Source organism: Anaerolinea thermolimosa, assembly GCF_001050195.2.
Lineage (GTDB): Bacteria > Chloroflexota > Anaerolineae > Anaerolineales > Anaerolineaceae > Anaerolinea > Anaerolinea thermolimosa.
Genome location: NZ_DF967965.1, coordinates 2,308,042 through 2,327,981 on the forward strand (window position 1 = coordinate 2,308,042; position 19,940 = coordinate 2,327,981).

Sequence of the window (19,940 nt, forward strand, 5' to 3'; positions counted from 1 at the left end):
AGCGGGCACGCCGGTTCTCAGGGTCGGACTTGCATGCGCATCATTCACCGCCTGCTGATCATGTTGGGAGTGCTGGGGCTACTCTTTCTGGCTGCCTTTTACATCCAGGACAAAAATCAACATACCCAGATCGCCCTTTTTTACCAGGATCAAAAAGAAAAACTCTCCCGTCTTTTCAGTCAAGTCATTTCACTCGAAAGCAGTGCCCTGGAAGGGTCGGTTTTTAATTTAACCTACTGGGATGAATTGATCGATTTCACCCGGGGTAAGAACCCTTCCTTTGCCACCCAGGTGCTAGACCATGCCATTGGCACTGGCGGGATCGATTTTTTATGGGTTTTCGATCAAAACACCCAAAAAGTTTATTTCAACAGCCTTTATGGGCCTTCTCCTTATGTCAACCTCCCGTTCGAACCTGAAGATCTCCCCGATCTTTTCGCAAACTCGCCTTTCATTCACTTCCATTTTATGCTGCCCGGAGGATTACTCGTAGAGGTCCGCGGGGCCACCCTTCATCCCAGCAACGATTCAGCCCACCAAACCCCTGCTCAGGGGTATGTTTTTGCCGGTCAATTATGGGGTGATTCACGTCTGGCCCATTTATCCGAGCTCACCGGCAGTAAGGTAGAGGTTATCGACCGCACACAACTTCCGCCACAAAGCAATGACCCTTTCGATCCCATCGTGGTAGCCGAACCGCTCCCGTCACTTTCGGGTGAACCGATTGGATTTGTCCAGGGCACTTTCCAAAACCAGTTTGCTGCCGGCTACCGGCAGGTTCGCCAACGTGATCTTACCTTTTACATTTTGTTCGCCGGCCTGTTTCTCGGTTTACTTGTGGGGGGATTAACGCTGTGGGTCACTTCACCGCTACGCCTCCTCTCAGCCAGCCTGGAGCGCAATTCACGAGAACCTCTCAAGCCTCTGTTGAACAACCGCACTGAATTTGGATACATCGCCCGGCAGATTGACCTCTCGTTCGACCAGCAAGAACTGATGGCCATCGCTCTCCGGCGCCACGAGGCAACCGAGAAAGCCTTGCGGGAATCAGAAGAGCGTTATCGTATCGTCACTGAATTGATATCGGATGCCGCTTTTGCCCTGCATATCACTCCAGATGGGAAAATTCACCTGGACTGGGGGATAGAGGGCCTCTCCCGCCTCACCGGCTATCAGGGTGAAGCCTTTTCAGAGCTCGATTCGATCCGCTCCCTGATCCTGCCTGAAGATCTTCCTCAGCTGGACGCCCGACTGGATCAACTCCGCGCAGGCCAGCCTCTTGCTATTGAACTCCGCATTCTCCATGCCGACGGGCAAATTCGCTGGGTCAGGCTCCATCTCTATCCTGTACTTGCCCCGTCGAGTAAAACTCTGGAGCACATCTTTGGCGCCGCTCAGGATATTACCGCCAGAAAGAATGCCCAGGCAGCCTACCGCGAACTGGTTGAAAACTCACCCCTGGGGCTGGCTATTTTCCAGGAGGGGGTGATCCGGTTTTCCAACACTGCCCTTCAGCAGTTTTCTGGTTATTCTGCAGAAGAAATCCTTTCCTTCACCCCCTCTCAGGTCATGCAACTCATTCACCCCGGCGACCGGGTAGGGATCGAAGAAGCGATCCAGCGCGCATTTCAATCTACCAAACCTCGTCACGCCATGGAGTTACGTATCCGCGCCCGCGATGGCGGCTGGCACTGGTTCGAGGTTATGGCCGCACCCATTGATTATCAGGGCAAACCTGCCCTGCAAATTGCCTTCAATGACATTTCGGGCCGGAAGAAAGCTGAACATGCGCTCATGCAACAGCAGGAATATGCCTCCGCCATCCTGAACACGGTCGACACACTGGTCATGGTGTGCGACCGGCACGGGTTCATTCTCCACATCAACCCTGCCGGGTTACGTATCCTGCACCTCAATGAGCCAGAGGTTCTCGGAAAGTCCCTCTGGGAGGTTTTCAGCATTCCCATCGATTCGCCGCTGGCCGAGAAGCATTTCAGGGAGTTAATCGAAACCCGGAGCCCCGTACGCAACCTTGATCTGTGGTTGCGCCATCCCGATGGGAGAGTATGGCTCTCCTGGTCACAAAGTTACCTGCTCGATGATGATGGCGACGTGATGGCTGTGGTGGGAACAGCCAATGACATCAACGAACGTAAACTACGTGAACGGCAGCGTGAAGCCATCACCGCCATTGCCTCGGCGGTACGCGCCAGCTCTACCCGCCGTGATGTTGCCAACCTCACTCTCAAAGCTGTGAATGACTTCATGCAGGTAGAAAGTATCGCCGTGGGCTTCCCCGATCCTCAGGCCCAGTACATTTACCTGGAATATGTGGCTGGCTCTTTACAGGATCGCCTGTTGAATCAAAAGCTCCCCATGGAAAACAGTATCTCCGGGGAGGTTTTTCGCACAGGCAAACCTTACCTTACCAACAATCTTAAGGCCGAGCGTGATTTCTACACGAAAGACCTGCTCGGCGCACTCAATGCCGCGGCCTGGGTTCCAATGATGGCCGACGGAAATGTGCTCGGGATCATTCTGGTCAGCAGCAGCCATCCTATCGATGTCGATGAATTCAACGCCCTTCTGCCCATTGCCGATATGGCCGCAAGTGCCATTCACCGCGCCATGCTGGCTGAACAAATGCAACAACGCCTGCAACACCTCACGGCTCTGCGAACCATCAACGTCTCGATCAGTTCCAGTTTTGACCTGCGCGTTACCCTCAACGTGCTGGTTAATCAGATTCATACTCAGCTGGGGGTCGATGCGGTTTGTGTCCTGCTCCTGGAGCCCAACACCCGTCTTTTACGCTATGTGGCCGGAACAGGGTTCAGGTCAAGGGCAGTGGAAGAATTGAGATTCTGGCTCGGAGAAGGGCAGGCCGGGCGGGTGGCCCTGGAACGGCGTGGACAGCAAATTTATGACCCCTCGGGGATTCAATCCTATTTCATTAATCGTGAATGGCTGGCGTTGGAAGATTTTGTAGCCTATCACGCGGTTCCTCTCGTAGTCAAAGGAGAAATTAAAGGCGTTCTGGAAACTTTCCATCGGCCACCCTTTACTCACCAGAGTGACTTCATGCAGTTACTCGAAGCACTTGCTCTCGAAACCGCCATTGCCATCGACAAAGCCGAACTGCTCGAAATGCTCCAGCGCTCCAACCAGGACCTGATCATCGCATACGATAAAACCATCGAGGGTTGGGCACATGCTCTCGAATTGCGCGATCAGGATACCGAAGGCCATACCCGCCGGGTAGCTGAATGGACCACCCGCCTGGCGCAGGCCTGCGGAATTACCGGCGCGCAGCTCATGCACATTCGCCGGGGCGCCTTCCTTCACGATCTGGGAAAAATCGGTGTTCCGGATGAAATCCTCCGGAAGGACGGCTCACTTTCTCCTGAAGAATGGGAAATCATGCGCCAGCATCCGCGGCTGGCTTACGAAATGCTCTCGTCGATTGAATTCCTTCGCCCGGCGCTGGAAATTCCTTACTGTCATCATGAACACTGGGATGGGAGCGGTTACCCGCGCGGACTGGCAGGAGATGAAATTCCTCTATCGGCCCGCATTTTCTCGGTAATTGACGTATGGGATGCCCTGCGTCACGACCGGCCCTACCGCAAGGCCTGGACAGAAGCTGAAACGGTGGCTTACTTAAAAGAGCAGGCGGGGAAAGTCCTCGATCCTGAGATCGTACGTATCTTTCTGGAGCTACGCGCGCTAATTACCCGCCCGGCCCCGGAAGGTTAAAGCGGAAGCACCACCTTTTCGAAAGCAATCAGACACAGAGACCCCAGCAGGCAAACCATCATGAAAAGCAACAGGGTGATGATAAACCGCTGAGCCGGGGTCATTCCCAGAAAGTGCTGCCGGCGTTGCCGGTGTGTGACCACCCCCGAAAGTTCACCCTCCAGGGTTGAAGATTCGGGGGTTTCCTCGAACGAAGAAGAAGCTTCATTGCGAAGATCATCCAGCATAATGTCACCTCACGTTGTTTCAAGTCACTGGCCGCAGGTTGATATCTCCGGCGGCCAGCTTGATTTCCTCTCCACCGGCCAGCTGTAAACGTAAATTCCCTTCCCCGTCCACCCCAAGTAGCCGCCCCCGCAGAGAAGACTGGCCCGGGGGTTGTACTACCACTTCTTCCTCAAGGAATGCCAGACGTTCCTGCCAGGCCTTCATGAAGTGGTCTGACCCCAACTCGTGCCGCCACCGCCTGAAGGCCAGCAAAATTGCTTCCAGCACCGCCATCCGATCCACCGGGTGGCCAGTGATCTCCTCCACACTGGTCGCCGGATAGATCAACCACTCATCGGGTGGCACTGCAGAGGGTGCAACATTCACGCCAATCCCAACCACCAGCGCCGTGAGCCGCTCCCCCGTCCAGGACGCCTCCACCAGTATCCCACAAACCTTTCTTCGATTCAACAAGACATCATTCGGCCATTTCACCTGAGGTTGCAGACCCAGGTCTTCCAGCGCACTGGCCACACTCAGCGCACCCAGCGGAGAAAAAAGCTCCAGGCGTTCCTCTTCCCGGGATCGCGGGCGAAGAACCAGGCTGAATGCCAGCGCCGACCCCTTCCGGGTGATCCAGGAGCGCCCCATGCGCCCCCGTCCACGTGTCTGATAGTCTGCCACGACCAGCGTCTCATCTGGAGCTCCCGCTTCCGCCAGACGTAGCGCTTCATCGTTGGTAGAAGTGGTCTCCTCTAAAAATACTGCCGGTGGCAATCCAAGCTTCTGGGTTAAAGCCTGAATAAGGAGAGCATTCATACAATGGATTGTACACGAAATTCCCTCCGTGTTAGAATGCTTCTATGAGCAAGACATTCCCTCCTGGCCCTACCTCGCAAGAATTGTTGCGTCGCATTCCGTCGATTCAATCGGATACCCTCACTTTTTTAACCGATATCTCACAACGCTTTGGCAGGGTGGTCGGTTTCCATATCGCGGGGTTGCCCATCATCGTCATTAACCATCCCGAGGGAATTAAACACGTTCTCCTGGACGAACATCGCCGGTATAGCAAGGATACTCTCCAATACAGAGCTCTTTCCACCGTCACCGGTCGGGGGCTTCTCACCAATGATGGTGAGTCCTGGTTACAGCAGCGTCGCCTTGCCCAGCCAGCGTTCTCCCGGCAAAGGTTGGCTCACCTTGATGATATCGTCATACCGGCTACCGAAGCCATGCTCGAGGGCTGGGAGCCTCTCGCACAATCTGGCCAGCCTGTAGATATCGATGCAGCCATGATGCACCTTACCCTTCAAATTGTTGGCAAGGCGCTCTTTTCCATCGACCTCAGCCGCGACGCGGTGAACCTCACCCGGGCCACACTCACCGCGCTGGATACAATCATCTACCGGGCCCGTAATGTGTTTACGCCACCCGCTTTCATTCCCACCCTCCGTAACCTGAAATTCCGCCGCGCTCTGAAGACCCTTAATCATGCAGTGGCAGAGATGGTCTCCAGCCGTCGAAATGCTGGCCAGCCGGGAGATGACCTTCTCGGAATGTTTTTACGGGCGCGCGATGAAGACACCGGTGCCTCCATGTCTGACCAGCAGGTACGTGACGAAATTATGACCATGTTAATTGCCGGACACGAAACTGTGGCCAGCGCCCTCACCTGGACATGGTATCTTCTCTCCCGCCATCCTGAAGAAAGCATCCGGGCGCGGGATGAGATTAACCGGGTTCTTGGAAAGCGGCCGCCAACTGTGAGCGATCTCGAACACCTGCCCGGTGTGGGAAGGATCTTTTCTGAAGCATTGCGGCTCTATCCCCCGGCCTGGGTCATTTCACGAAAAGCCCTCGAAGAAGATGAAGTACTCGGTTTTAACATTCCCAGGAATGCCCTGGTGGTGATCAGCCCGTATGTGGTTCATCGCCAGGCAGAATTCTGGCCCGAACCGGAGCAATTTCACCCCGAGCGCTTTCTCTCAGGCCCACCCCACCGCTTTGCCTACCTTCCCTTTGGAGCCGGACCCCGCCTTTGCATCGGTTATCAGTTTGCCACTCTCGAAGCTCAGCTTATCATTACGCGGGTTCTTCAACAATACACCCTGGAATGGGCCCATCCGCAGGCTGTTCGTATGGATGCTCTGGTAACGCTTCGTCCACACGGAGGCTTGCCCATGCACCTGCGTAAAATCTGATCTCAACAGGCAACCTCGCCCGGCTATTTTCTTGATCAATTGTTGACCTGCCGCCTGCAAGCGAGCGGTTATCATCACGAATAGAATGAATAAGGAGTGTCTCCATGAACGTTCAATCCCTGACCCAAATTCTGGTTGGGATCACCTGGGTCGCTGTGGTGATCGCCTTTGTCGTTGTAGTCATGCGTGCCTCACGCAATCAACCCACCCATGGCAGTGGCCGCATCATCGGTGGGCTGATCCTCCTGGCCCTGGTGTTTACAACCATGAGTTCAGGCCTGGTATTTATTAATCCCGAAGAACGCGGGGTTGTGATTTCAGCCATTGCACCGAAAGGGTATCGCGAACAGGCCCTCGAACCCGGTCTGAAGTTCATTGTCCCCTTTGCTGAAACGGTGGTACGGTATCCCATCTCCCGCCAAACATACACCATGTCCATTGCCACATCCGAGGGAGCCATCAAAGGGGATGACTCCATCGCCGCACGCACCGCTGATGGTCAGGAAATTCTCGTTGATGCCTCAGTGATCTATCAGATCGACCCGGCAAAGGTCGTTCAGGTGCATATTCAATGGCAGGACCGTTATATGAATGACCTGGTTCGTCCCCAGGCCCGCGGTATCATCCGCGATGTGGTTTCCCAATTTGGGGTGGAAGAGGTGGTTTCGAGCAAACGGGATGAGATGGTGAATGAACTGAATACCCGCATGGCCAAGAAACTGGAAGAAAACGGCTTCATCCTGGTAGACTTTGTCCTCCGGAATATCACCTTTTCTCCTGAATACGCCGCCTCGGTGGAACAAAAGCAAATCGCCGAACAACAGGCACAGCAGGCGCGTTTCGTAGTGGAAACAAAAAGACAGGAAGCCGAACAGGCTCGTCAGATTGCTCAGGGACAGGCCGATGCTGTGGTCATCAAGGCCAAGGCCGATGCCGAGGCACGCATCATCCAGGCTGAAGCTGAGGCCAAATCTCTGGCACTCATCTCCAACGCATTGAAAGAAAACCCCGACCTGTTAAATTACCAGTACATCAACAAGCTTTCTCCCAACCTGCAAGTCATGCTCCTGCCGGCCAACAGCCCGTTCCTGTTGCCTTTCCCCGGTCAGATCACCACCCCCACCCCCATTCCTACCCCTGTAACCCAGCCTCAGCCCTGATACCCACTTTCACCCGGCTCTGTCAGCCTGCGGAAGGCACTCCTCCGCAGGCTATTTTTTCTTCGAGGAAAGAACGAAAGGTATAATAAAGAGCAAACATCCTCAGGAAGGAAGGACGATGGAGCAGCAAAACCAGGCACCCGCGCCCAACGGGAAGCAAATCCGCCTGACCAGCCTCTCAAGCTGTGCGGGTTGAGCATCGAAACTCAACGCGGAAACGCTGGCGCACGTGTTGCGCCCCGTTCAATCGATTTTCGCCCCTGATAATTACCCCGATCTTCTGATCGGGCTGGGCGAACCCGACGATGCCGCTCTCTGGCGCATCGCCGACGATCGTGCGCTGGTACTGACCGTTGACTTTTTCACTCCTGTAGTGGATGATCCCTACGATTATGGAGCTATCGCGGCCGCCAACAGCCTTTCGGACGTATACGCCATGGGCGGGAACCCTTTCCTGGCGCTCAATATCGCCGCACTGCCACCCAACCTGCCGGTTGAATTCCTGGGAGACATTCTCCGTGGAGGGGCTGAAAAAGCCCGTGAAGCTGGGGTCGTCATCGCGGGAGGGCATACGGTGCAGGATAAAGAGCCCAAGTACGGCCTGGTGGTAGTGGGTATGGTCAATCCGCAAAAAGCCCTCACAAAAGGCGGCGCCCGTCCCGGTGACCAGCTGGTGCTGACAAAACCTCTGGGTTTTGGAGTGACTACCACCGCCCTGAAACGCGATATTGCCACTCCCCACGATGTAACCGAAGTAGTCGAATGGATGAAACGCCTTAATCGTTACGCCGCCCATCTGGCCACACAATTGGGCCTGCGCGGAGGTACCGATATCACCGGATACAGCCTGCTTGGCCATGGCATTGAAATGGCCGAAGCTTCTGGGGTGGGGCTGCGCCTGGATTTTCATCGAATCCCCTTTGTTTCTTGCGCCCGGAAATACGCCGAATTGTGGACCTTCCCGGGCGGGGCAAGTGATAATCGTCTGTTCTATGCTTCGCACGTCACCTTCGATGCTTCCATTGACGAAGCCGATCAAATGCTTCTGTTCGATCCTCAAACCAGTGGTGGGCTGCTCCTGGCGGTTCCCCCGCACACATTATCTCTCTTCCTGGAAGAGGCCGCTCGCAAGGGGCAGGCGGTCTGGCCAGTGGGTGAAGTAACCGACCGATCCGGGATCGAAGTCCGTCCTTGAATCAAAGCTTCCTCATCAGGGTGTTCCTATGCAGGCCTATCATGAATCATTTGCTCGAGTTTACAATCTGCGGTGGGGCGGGTGGGCCAAATCCATCGCTCCTCACCTGGAAAAGTTTTTTTCTGCTTTCTCCGGCATTTCTGAACAACCCACCCTCCTGGATTTGTGTTGTGGAACCGGCCAGCTGGCACTTCACTTCCTCCAGCGGGGATTCCGCGTCACCGGGATTGATCTTTCGGCGGCGATGTTGCGCTATGCCCGGGAAAACTGCAACGAGTTTCTCGAATCAGGACTCGCACAGTTCATTCACGCAGATGCCACGGCTTTCACCCTGGAAGAACCAGTTCGGTTTGCCATATCCACCTATGATGCCTTAAACCACCTGGCTGACCTGGAGGCACTCAAAAAATGTCTGCAATGTGTGCACCAGGCTTTGATGGATGAAGGAGTGTTCATTTTTGACCTGAATACCCGGCTTGGGCTTCGCCGTTGGGCTACCCTTCGCATTGAAGAAGACCCCAAACTTACCCTGATGCAAAGCGGTCTGTGGGATGAAGCCGGAGGGAAAGCCTGGGTGCGCATCTGGGGGTTTCTTCGCTCTGAAGACGGGCGTTATGATCGGTTTGAAGAGACGGTTTTCAATACCGCCTTTCATCTTGCCGACGTAAGCAGGGTTTTAAGAGAAACCGGCTGGCATCGCTGGCATTTTTCCAGATTGGATGATCTGACCACCCCGCTGGAGGATCCAGAGCAGGAAGCGCGGGTGTTTGTTGTTGCCTATAAGGATTAATCTTCCATTCTTTTCTCCAGGATGAACCCCTGAACCTCTGCATGAAAAGAGAACCCATGATCACCAATTCCTTTGAAAACAATTCTCGCCGTGCACCCATTATCAGCCGGTATGGTATGGTAGCAGCCTCACAACCCCTGGCCGTAGCCGCCGGGTTACGCCTGCTTACACAGGGGGGAAACGCCGCCGACGCAGCAGTAGCAGTTGCCGCAGCGCTGAACGTCACCGAACCTGGCAGTACCGGACTGGGTGGTGACGCCTTCTGTCTTTACTTTGAGGCCTCCACTCAAAAAGTCTACGCCCTCAATGGGTCAGGCCGGGCACCTGCCGCCCTGACTCTTGAACGCTTACGTAAAGAGGGCCTGGGTGAAAGTCTCCCTCCCTATCATCCTTATACGATCACCGTCCCGGGCGCCTGTGCTGCCTGGTGTGATCTTCTGGATCGCTTTGGAAAATTACCCAGAAGCCAGGTACTGGCTCCGGCTATTGAACTGGCACACGAAGGTTTTCCTGTAGCTCCGCAGACCGCCTTCCTCTGGCAAAATGCCGCCGCTCGTGGCCAGCTTGCCAGTGCAGTCAACGGGAAGGAGCTAACCATCGACGGGCGTGGTCCTCAGCCCGGTGAAATTTTCCGTAACCCCGGGCTGGCCAGAGCCCTCACCCTGATCGCCTTTGAAGGAAAAGAGGCCTTTTATCGCGGAGCCATTGCTGAAAGTATCGTTGAGATCATCCGCGAGGCTGGTGGATGTCTGTCGCTGGATGACCTCGCCGCCCACGAGAGCACCTGGGATGAACCCATTTCTATCACCTACCGTGGATTGCGCTTCTGGGAATGCCCCCCCAACGGGCAGGGGCTGGCGGCCCTTCTGGCGCTTAACCTTCTGGAAGGATTCGATCTGACTGAACAGGAGCCCCTCTCTGCCGGGCGTCTTCACCTCCTCATCGAGGCGATGCGGCTGGCCTTCGCAGATGCACGACGATATATCGCCGACCCCCGAGTCTCAGCTGTGCCTGTTCAGGAACTCCTTTCCAAGGAGTATGCAGCTGAACGACGAAAACTTATCGACCCTGCCCGGGCGAATCCGGCCATCCGCTACGGGGTTCCGCTTGCACACAGTGACACGGTCTACCTGAGCGTGGTAGACGGCCAGGGCAATGCCTGTTCCTTCATCAACAGCAATTACATGGGATTCGGCACCGGCATAGTACCCCGCGGCTGGGGCTTTAGTTTGCAAAATCGCGGGCATAACTTCAGCCTGGTAGAAGGACATCCCAATCAGCTTGAACCCCGTAAGCGTCCCTATCACACCATCATCCCCGCGATGATCACCCGGGAGGCTGACGGTAGTCTTTTTGCCAGTTATGGTGTGATGGGCGGGTTCATGCAACCTCAGGGGCACATGCAGGTAGCCATCGCCCTTACCGATGATCAACTCGACCCTCAATCGGCTCTCGACCGGCCACGTTTTTGCATTGAGCCAGACGAGAACGCCAGTCTGGTCTCTTTGGAAGAGGGCATTCCCCTGAGAGTCATGGCATCGCTGGCCGATATGGGGCACCGGATTCGCCCGGTGAGCGGGGCGGGGCGTTTGCTCTTTGGTCGCGGGCAGGTGATTTATCGGGATCCCGACAGCGGAGTGCTCTGGGGCGGGAGTGATCCGCGCTCGGATGGCTGCGCCATGACTGCGATATAATGGGATAGCTCAAGTGGAAAGGTCTCCCCTTCCCTGCAGCTCCGGCCAGTGGATGCCGTAATATCTCTGTTCTGTATGATCCAATTATCCGATCATCTCCGTCAAATTCTCGAAACCCTGCCCCCGCGGCCAGGCTGTTACCTGTACAAAGATGAACAGGGGGAGATCATTTATGTCGGAAAAGCCATCAACCTGCGTAACCGGGTGCGCTCTTATTTTCACGACGGCCCTCAGGATCATAAAACCCGCCAGCTTGTCAAACGCATTGCTCATATAGACTGGATCGTTGTAGATTCTGAGCTTGAGGCCCTCATCCTCGAGATGAATCTCATCAAAAAGCACCGCCCGCGCTTCAATATTCGCCTCAAGGATGATAAGCGTTACCCGTACATCAAAGTCCACTGGGCCGATGCTTTTCCCAAAGTTACCGTCACGCGCATGATGGTGCGCGATGGCTCCCGATATTTTGGCCCCTACACCAGCGTATGGGCTGTTCACCAGACCCTGGATGTACTTCGGCGCATTTTCCCTTACCTCACCTGCGATCGAGAAATCACCGGAAAGGACCCCCGCCCCTGCCTGTACTACGATATTAAACTCTGTTCTGGCCCCTGCATCGGTGCCATTCAACAGGAAGAATACCGCCGGATGATCGATGATCTGTGCAACTTCCTGCAGGGACGAACTGAACCCATCGTAAACCGCCTGCGGGCTGAAATGGAACAGGCCGCCGAAGCCCTGAACTTTGAAAAAGCGGCTGCCTTACGAGACCAGATCAATGCCATCGAGCGCGTGGTAGAACGGCAACGCATTATCTCAAGCGAGAAGATGGACTCAGATGTCATTGCCATGGCGCGCGCCAACGGCGAAGCGTGTGTGCAGATTTTCTTCATCCGGGGCGGGAAATTAATCGGACGAGAATACTTCATCCTTGAAGGTACGCACGAGGAAGCCGACTCCGAAATTGTCAGTGAGTTCATCAAGCAATTCTATTCTGAAGCCGCCAATGTGCCCCCTGAGGTGCTCCTGCCCCAAGAAATTGAAGAGGCACGGATCATCGAACAGTGGCTTAAATCTCAAACCGGTGGACAGAAAGTAGAACTGGTCGTGCCCCGCGAGGGAAGCGAACAGGATTTAATTCAGATGGCCACTGAAAACGCCCTGGAGACCCTTGCCGCACTCAAAGCCCAATGGGAAGCCGACACCAACAAACAACAACAGGCCCTGACCGAACTCCAGCAGGCCCTGAACCTGCCTGAACCACCCAATAAGATCGAATGCTTCGACATTTCCAACACCCAGGGCACCGCTATGGTGGCCAGTATGGTGGTCTTTGAACAGGGCACACCCAGCAAGAAACACTACCGGCATTTCAACATTCAAAACGTGATCGGGCCGGATGATTTTGCCAGTATGGAAGAAGTACTCACACGGCGCTTCAAGCGTTGGCAGGCAGCACAGGAAGGTCAGTTTGAGCCTGGTAAGAAACCTGACCCCGCGTTTGCTGTTTTGCCCGATCTTCTGGTCATTGACGGGGGAAAGGGGCAGCTCGGTCGAGCAGTGCGCGTTCTGGAGCAATTCGGCCTGCAAGACCGGGTACCGGTGATTGGCCTGGCCAAGCAACAGGAAGAAATCTTCGTCCCGGGGCGCAGCCAGTCCATTCTGTTGCCACGTCATTCCCAAGGGTTATACTTGCTTCAACGCATTCGAGATGAAGCTCATCGATTCGCCATCACCGCTCATCGCAAACAGCGCACCCGTCAGGGAATGGCATCTGTGCTGGATAAAATCCCCGGCATTGGCCCGGCGCGCCGCCGCTGGTTGCTCACCCATTTTGGCTCTCTGGAGGCCATTCGTGAGGCCAGCCTCGAAGAACTTACCGCGGCCCCCGGCATCACTCTTGACCTGGCTCAAAAAATAAAGGAACACCTTGAATAATTCCATGAATTCCGTCGAGAATACTTCCAGCCCGAAAAACGGTGTCTCAAATCACCATCCCTGGCCTTTTGTGTGGCTCACCGGTTTAATCCTTGCCTGGGCAGTCGACTTCCTCTTTTGGAATCAGCGCGTGGGGTTGTCCTTCCCAATCTGGGTTGCCCTGGCCATTGCCGGGCTTCTGTTCACAGCATTCCGAGAAAAACAACGACTACCGTTGGCAAGTTATGGGCTTGCTCTCCTCAGTCTGGCTCTTTCCATCACCCCCTTCCTGCGCTCCGAGCCTTTCAGCGCTGTCTTTTGCAGCCTGGGTGCACTCACCCTACTCGGCCTGCTTGCGGCCACCCTGGTTCATGGCCACTGGGTTCATTACCGGATCGGAGATTTCCTTCTGGCAGGCCTCAGACTTTTAGCCGCAACCCTGGTTCGCGCCGGACAGGAACTCGTTCGCAAGCCCGATCTCGCCTCCCGGCCGAAGAAGGGCACTTTCTGGGAGGAATTTCGACAGCGTGGGTTACCCATCCTGCGCGGGTTGATCCTGGCCATCCCGATTCTGGCAGTATTAGGTACCCTGCTGGCTGCAGCAGACCCTGTGTTTGCCCGGTTACTCAAGAACCTCTTGAGCGCCTTCAACATTGAGCGCCTCCCAGAATACCTGTTCCGGTTGACATACATCCTCATTTTTACCTACGGCTTCACCGGGGTGTTGCTTTCGGCCATTCACCCAGAACCCCCTGAGGAACGCCCTAACCCACACCAGCCTTGGATGATGCGTTTCCTGGGCGCCACCGAAACATGGATCATCCTCGGAAGCGTAGTTCTCCTTTTTGGAGTTTTCGTCGTGCTCCAGATACGCTATCTGTTCGGGGGACAGGCAAATATCAACGAAACCGGTTTTACCTATTCCGAGTATGCCCGGCGTGGTTTCTTTGAACTGGTCTGGGTTGCCGTGCTCAGCCTGGGCTTATACACCGGCCTCAGTACTGTGACCGTCCGGAAGAGCCGCTCTCAGGAGCTGGCGTTCACCATCCTCACCGTGGTGTTACTCAGCCTGGTGCTGGTGATTCTGGCCTCTGCTTTACAGCGCCTGGTGCTCTACGAAAATGCCTACGGTTTTACCCGACTGCGCACTTACACCCACCTGTTCATTCCATGGCTGGGGCTGCTCCTGGTGGCTACTCTTGTCCTTCAGGCTACCGGACAACGAGGACGCCTTGGCCTGGCAATATTGATTTTTCTAACCGGCTTCAGCTTGACGTTCACCATAGTCAATGTAGATGCTCTGATCGCCCGCCTTAATCTTCAACGTGCTCGCGCCGGTCAGGAACTGGATGCCGCCCATTTACTCACCCTGTCCAATGATGCTCTGCCAGTCCTGGTCACTGCCTATCAAGACCCGTCTCTGCCCGCCGCCGACCGGGATCGAATTGGCGCAGTGCTGACCTGCCGGAAACTCCAGCCTGCCTACTCAGCAGATTGGCGATCTACCCGCCTTAGCGAAATGAGAGCCTCCCGCCTTCTCTCTTCTCTCGATTTAACCCCCTATCAGGTCAAGAACCTGGACTCTTCCCCATTCGTGGTTCTTGGGGCAGAGGAATTTCACTGTTTCCAGGAAATTCTGGATGAATAGTTGAGCGGAACCTCTTTCCAGACAGAGCGGAGAATATGTGCATTAAAAAACTGTACAAAACACCCGATGCTCGTAAACGAGCATGATATAATTCCAGCCCGGATTTTTTTTATGAAACTAATTTTGCTTGGTACCAATGGCTGGTTCGATACGGAGACAGGGAACACACCCTGTGTTCTGCTCCAGACGGAGCAGTTCGACGTGATATTCGATGCCGGGTACGGCTTCACCAAAGTTGATCGGTATATCGATGGTAGTAAACCGGTGTATCTCTTTCTCAGCCATTTTCATCTGGATCACTTAATTGGCCTGCATACCCTTCCCAAAAACCATTTTCCGCGCGGGCTCACCATTCTGGGGCAACCTGGCACAAAGGATGCCCTGAACGAATTACTCGGCCCCCCTTTTTCGGTACCTCTGTCTACCCACCGCTACCCGGTGCAGATTCAGGAACTTATGAACGGTACCCGTCCGCATCTGCCTTTTAATCTCACTGCCCTTCCCCTGGTGCACAGCGGACCCTGCCTGGGTTACCGGCTTGAAACGAATGGGAAAGTCGTCACCTACTGCACCGATACCGGTTACTGTGAAAATGCCGTGACTCTGGCACATCAGGCCGACCTTTTCATGACCGAATGTGCTCTTGCTCCGGGAGCCGAGCCTCATCCCGGCTGGCCTCACCTTAACCCGGCAGAGGCGGCACGGATCGCTGTCGAGGCCCAGGCTCAGCGCCTGATTTTAATTCATTTTGATCCTACCCAGTATCCCACCCTCTCTCACCGAAAACTGGCCGAGGAAGAGGCGCGAAAAATCTTCCCCCAGAGCTTTGCCGGGTACGACGGCATGGAGTTCTCGTTGAAATGACGTCCTTGATGACTGAAACCGGTGTGGTTTCAGGGCAAAAAACTGGCTGGAGCCTGCTGCGCAAGCTCGGTGAGGGTGACGCGGGAGAAGTCTACCTGGTTGAGTCTCTGCTGGAGCATCGCATCGGCATCCTCAAACGCCCTGTGCGATCGGTTTTCACCGGCGAGATTCGTCGTCAGGCAGAACAAATTCACACCGAGGGGCGTATTCTGCGAGCGCTTGCAGAAATTCTCCCTCCGCAGGCTAATCCTGCCATTCGTACTCCGCATCTCCTCGATGAAAGTAAATCCGGCAGCGAGTTCAGTGAACGTTACTTCATCGTCATCGAACGCGCCAGCGGGTTTGACCTGGCCACGCTGGCTCGAACTGCTCGCCTGGGGCTGGACGAGACCCACGAGCCCCCCCTTGATCCATCCGATAGAGTTTTCCTCCAGCATATTGCCCGGCAAGGACAGGTGCCTCCGCGCATCCTGTTGGCGGCGCTGGATGCTGTGCTGACTACCCTCACTCTGATTCACCAAACCGCTGTGGATGGAGCATCGGGTATTCTGTGGAATGATGTCAAGCCTGATCACCTCTTCTGGGATCCGTCCACCGCCAGTATGATGATGATCGACTGGGGCAACGGACGGTTTCTTGAGGAAAGCGGTTTTACCCGCGACATGCGTTACACCGCCGCCGGTGATTATCGCCAGTTTCTCGATGAAATGGGCCGATTCCTCAAACAGGTTGCCCCTGACCTTTACACCAGCCTTGCCTGGCCTGAACCGGGGCACCTTTATGAAGACATCACCCCTTTGATTGAATCACTGCAGGAACGACTGCAAGCCTCGCTCGCTCAGGCCTCACATTTGATCAAAGATGCCCGCGCTCGCGAAGTTGAACTCCTCACCCCCAACCTTGAAACCGGGTTAAATCTCTCTGCGCTCGAACAGGTTCATGAACAAATCTTAGCTCTGGGTGAACTACCGGATTACCCCGCGGCCCTGCGGCAGGTTTCTCTGGTGGCGGCCAATCTCGCTCTCGCCGGTGATATGGGCGCGATTCGAGACCTGAGCCAGTGGGCTGCGGAGCTCCCTGGCGCCTCTCATGATGCCCTGAAACTTCTGGCAGACCTGGCTCACATTGCAGCTACCACCCCGGGTTCTGCCTACATCCCCCTGACCGAAGCCGTGAAATCTGCCGCCAATCAGGACTGGCCTGGAACACTCTGGGGCATGCTTAAAGCTCTTGAAAATTTTCCTGAACCGGACTGGTGGAACGATTTACTGATCCCGGTGCGTCGTCTGGCTTCTGACGATGTTACGGCTTCTATCCGACCTTTATTACAGCTACGCCGTATCCACCTGACGTTACAAACCCGGCGGCAAAACCTGGAAGACCTGGTCTCTCGTGAGCCTTCTCAGGAAAAAGAAAAGGAAATTGAACACCTTCAGGTCGTTCTCAAAGCTATTCAGGAAGTGATCCATCGCTGGGTACAACCTGAGCCATCGCCACCCTACTCAACTCTGGCTTACCAGGATGTAGAGGAACTGGTGAATGAAATTGAAACACTGCTCCCCGGAAGTGGAAGCCGCTTGTGGAACGAGCTGGAATCGGCCCGGGCCTGCATCCATGATGTAATGGAAGCCTGGGGACGGAAAGCATTTGTCGATGCCCGCCGACTTCTACGGCAGGCTCTCCTCTTTGACCCTGACCGACGCCGCCTTTTACGCGCCGATCAGGCCATAGCCGCTGCCCCAGACTGGCTTGAGCGAGTACATCATGGGCCTCAACCTGATGAAAAGTTACTCGATGTCATCACTGACCTGGAATATGAGGGACGGGAACTGCGCAACCAGGTAGGCCCGGCCGGCTGGCTGGACGGAAGCCTGGAAGCTCTCAAAGCCATCCGCCGGGGTACATGGCCCGGAGATTTATTACGCCAGCAGCCCGTGCTCCTCACCGAACTCCCCTGGCTGGCGCAATTTGAACGCATTGAAATCCTTCATCAACTTCTGAGTTCCAATCACGCTTCCTCCAACCATCTTCCTTCCATTCAGGAAGTTCGTGAAGCCCGCTTTGGCCCCGAAAGCGAAATTTCGTTCATTGAGCCACTGGATGCATGGATTCCGGAGGCGCGGGGATCTTCAGCCCGCGTATATCTGGTGCAATACCGCGCTGGAAACGGCGAACAGCGCGAGGCCGCCATTAAATTAATGCGCCGAGACAAGGCGGAATACGCCCTGCCTCTTTTCCGCGAAGAGGTCCAGATCCTCCACATCCTGCAGGATGTGCCCGGCATTTCGCGCATGATAGAGTGTGGATTCCTTTGGATGGGAGATTCCCCCGAACTCCCTCCCGACCATGACCTGAACGCCATTCATGCCATGCGCGGAGAAGCCCTGCGTATGGCTCCTGAAGTTGCTTCCCAGTTTCTCGATCTGCTTGAACCTCGCGTTAAAGAAGGCTGGACACCCTATTTACTGATCGAACGTCAGCGTCGCGAAGATAACCTGCTGTTAATGTGCGACGCCAGCCTCAACCGGGGTAAATTCCTGCCGGTGAGGCAATTGTTATTCATGTCCATTCAGATCTGTGATCTGCTCTCCATTGCTCATCAACGCAATATTGTATACCGCGATCATAAGATCCTGCATTATTACTGGAGAAAAGAAAACAACGGCGTCTCGGTGATCGACTGGAATGTGGCCCGCTACCACCCTGAGGGTCTCTCTCCGCTCGACATTCACATGGATCTCGTGCAGTTCGGTGCAAGAGGCTTGCACCACATCCTCACCGGTCGAACAGCCCCGGGGGCTTTACCGCTTGGCCCAACCCGCCCCGAAGAGATCGAACAGGCCGAACAATCCTACCAGACACAATGGACGTATGATGACCAGCGCCTCTCCCTCCAGATCCGCTCTATCCTCGAGCAGTTACTCTCCGGGGCATACACCTCTGCCAGCGACCTGCGCGATGACCTGAAGCGCGCCTACCTGGAGGATCACTAATTTCTCTCGGGAATTACATATCCCGATCGGGCTTTCTACTGCTTTTATGGTTTAATTACGCCCGGAGGAATCAATTCGATGAAAAACTTCGATGATCTTCTCAGCCGTGTTGACCGCCTTCTGGAACAGAGTTCTCCCTCTGCCGGTGAATTACGCCGGCTTTCGGTAGACCTCGACGATCTGATCCATTCCCCTGAATTTCAAAACCTGGATGCTGATCAGCGGAATGCCATTCAAAAAAGGTTTCAAGAGGTACGCGCACGCCTCAGAGGTGGCGAGAAGATAGAAGTTCCTCTCCCCAACCTCATGCCTCCACTGCCCAATGCCGAGACCAGGCCCCCCTCACGAACCCATACAGAAGAACGTCAACATAACCCCCTTGCCCAGGAAACCATGGAAGAGGCAGAAAAGCTTTTTTATGGTGGGCGCTATGCCGAAGCTATTCGCCTGTATGATCAGGTATTGACGATCGAACCCGATTGGGATCGCGCTCGACAGCACCGCAGTGAGGCCGAGAACTACCTGCGCACCGGGCACATACCCGCAGTTGCGCTGCCTGCTGAGGCCGCCAGTGCCTTTGGAAAAGCTCAGTCAGCCGCACGGCTTGGCCGCTACCAGGATGCCATGGCCCTGCTCATGCGTGCCCAAAACATCCTGCAACAATACGGGATTCAACGCTGGCAGGAAGGCGCCGAATTTGAGCAAAAACTCCAGCAGAACATCGATGCTGAAAATGTATTCAACGAAGGACTGCAACGGTTTGCTCAGGGGCAACTCGATGAAGGAATAGACCGGGTTGAAGCCGCGGCTCAGGCCACCGGTTTACCCCGTTATACCGAACGTCTCCAGACCATGCTTAAAGAACGCGAGCAGATTCAACAGAGTATTGAAGCTCTGAATGCTACCGTGCTTGATCCACGCGCCGTCGCCCAGGCAAAATCCACCCTCGACAGCCTGAGCCTCAAATACGGCCAGAACCCGATTCTCATGCAATTACGCAGTCAACTGGAGGTCGCTGCACCGCGTATTGCCGTTCCCCTCAAAGAACAGGTTCAGTCTCTGAAGACCCAGGCGCTGCGTGCCCAGACCATCGAAGCCGCCCGCAATCGAGCCAGGCAGGCCCGTCAGATTCTCGATCAGATTCGGAGCCTGGGTTACAACGGAGATGACCTGGATGATCTGCAGGAAGAGGTGGAAAAAACCCTCACAGAAATTGCACGCTACGAAGACCAGCTAGAACAGGCACGCTCGGTGCTGGATGCCAACCGCACCTGGCCCGCTGCCGCCGCTCGCCTCAGCGCCGACCTGCGCGCTCGGTACCCCAATGATCCGGGAGTGATCGAATTGAATCGCGCCCTGGCGCCTTACAACAACACCATCCTGGGGTTGAAGATCGGCGCTGGTCTGCTGGCCGTGGCAGTGCTATTCTTGCTGATCGTCCTGGGGGCCAATCAGGTTCGGGCTTATATCATCTCTTTAACTCCCACAGCCACCCCCACCCCAACGGCCACA

13 protein-coding genes are annotated in these 19,940 nt (G+C 55.3%); 11 read left to right on the forward strand and 2 right to left on the reverse strand.

The window, feature by feature from the left end:
* Positions 1 to 33 precede the first annotated feature (33 nt).
* On the forward strand, positions 34 to 3,756 hold the full coding sequence (locus ATHL_RS10490) for a PAS domain S-box protein (protein WP_062193265.1): 3,723 nt from the start codon (positions 34 to 36) through the stop codon (positions 3,754 to 3,756).
* On the opposite strand, the gene ATHL_RS10495 is transcribed toward ATHL_RS10490, so the two are convergent.
* Both ATHL_RS10495 and ATHL_RS10500 read right to left on the reverse strand, forming a co-directional pair.
* Positions 3,753 to 3,983, reverse strand: coding sequence for a hypothetical protein (locus tag ATHL_RS10495; protein ID WP_062193266.1), 231 nt, complete (start codon positions 3,981 to 3,983; stop codon positions 3,753 to 3,755). The two genes, ATHL_RS10490 and ATHL_RS10495, sit on opposite strands and share 4 nt — an antisense overlap.
* A gap of 19 nt (positions 3,984 to 4,002) precedes the next feature.
* Positions 4,003 to 4,782, reverse strand: a complete 780-nt coding sequence (locus ATHL_RS10500; protein WP_062193268.1) for a biotin--[acetyl-CoA-carboxylase] ligase — start codon at positions 4,780 to 4,782, stop codon at positions 4,003 to 4,005.
* Between the two features lie 44 nt (positions 4,783 to 4,826).
* On the opposite strand from ATHL_RS10500, the gene ATHL_RS10505 reads away from it, so the two are divergent.
* The 10 genes from ATHL_RS10505 to ATHL_RS10550 form a co-directional block, all read left to right on the forward strand.
* Entirely contained in the window at positions 4,827 to 6,167 is a 1,341-nt protein-coding gene (locus tag ATHL_RS10505) for a cytochrome P450 (protein ID WP_062193270.1), read from the forward strand.
* Between the two features lie 104 nt (positions 6,168 to 6,271).
* Positions 6,272 to 7,327 (forward strand): prohibitin family protein, encoded by a 1,056-nt coding sequence (locus ATHL_RS10510; protein WP_062193273.1) that lies wholly within the window; start codon positions 6,272 to 6,274, stop codon positions 7,325 to 7,327.
* A gap of 118 nt (positions 7,328 to 7,445) precedes the next feature.
* Positions 7,446 to 8,522 (forward strand): selenide, water dikinase SelD, encoded by a 1,077-nt coding sequence (gene selD, locus ATHL_RS10515; protein ID WP_084001359.1) that lies wholly within the window; start codon positions 7,446 to 7,448, stop codon positions 8,520 to 8,522.
* Positions 8,523 to 8,550: 28 nt separating this feature from the next.
* Complete coding sequence (locus ATHL_RS10520; protein WP_062193278.1) at positions 8,551 to 9,312, forward strand: class I SAM-dependent DNA methyltransferase; 762 nt, start codon at positions 8,551 to 8,553, stop codon at positions 9,310 to 9,312.
* 41 nt (positions 9,313 to 9,353) lie between these two features.
* On the forward strand, positions 9,354 to 11,006 hold the full coding sequence (locus tag ATHL_RS10525) for a gamma-glutamyltransferase family protein (RefSeq protein ID WP_062193280.1): 1,653 nt from the start codon (positions 9,354 to 9,356) through the stop codon (positions 11,004 to 11,006).
* A gap of 75 nt (positions 11,007 to 11,081) precedes the next feature.
* Entirely contained in the window at positions 11,082 to 12,944 is a 1,863-nt protein-coding gene (gene uvrC / locus ATHL_RS10530) for an excinuclease ABC subunit UvrC (RefSeq protein ID WP_084001360.1), read from the forward strand.
* A 4-nt stretch (positions 12,945 to 12,948) separates the two neighbouring features.
* A complete protein-coding gene (locus ATHL_RS10535; protein WP_062193283.1) occupies positions 12,949 to 14,571 on the forward strand; it encodes a DUF4153 domain-containing protein in 1,623 nt (540 codons plus the stop codon).
* Between the two features lie 111 nt (positions 14,572 to 14,682).
* On the forward strand, positions 14,683 to 15,435 hold the full coding sequence (locus tag ATHL_RS10540) for an MBL fold metallo-hydrolase (protein WP_084001363.1): 753 nt from the start codon (positions 14,683 to 14,685) through the stop codon (positions 15,433 to 15,435).
* Positions 15,432 to 18,428 carry a serine/threonine-protein kinase gene (locus ATHL_RS10545; protein ID WP_062193285.1) on the forward strand — a complete coding sequence of 999 codons (2,997 nt, stop codon included), beginning with the start codon at positions 15,432 to 15,434 and terminating at the stop codon, positions 18,426 to 18,428. Before ATHL_RS10540 ends, ATHL_RS10545 begins: the two co-directional genes overlap by 4 nt.
* A gap of 78 nt (positions 18,429 to 18,506) precedes the next feature.
* Positions 18,507 to 19,940, forward strand: a 1,434-nt coding sequence (locus ATHL_RS10550; RefSeq protein WP_062193288.1) for a tetratricopeptide repeat protein, incomplete at its 3' end; no start/stop codon positions are given.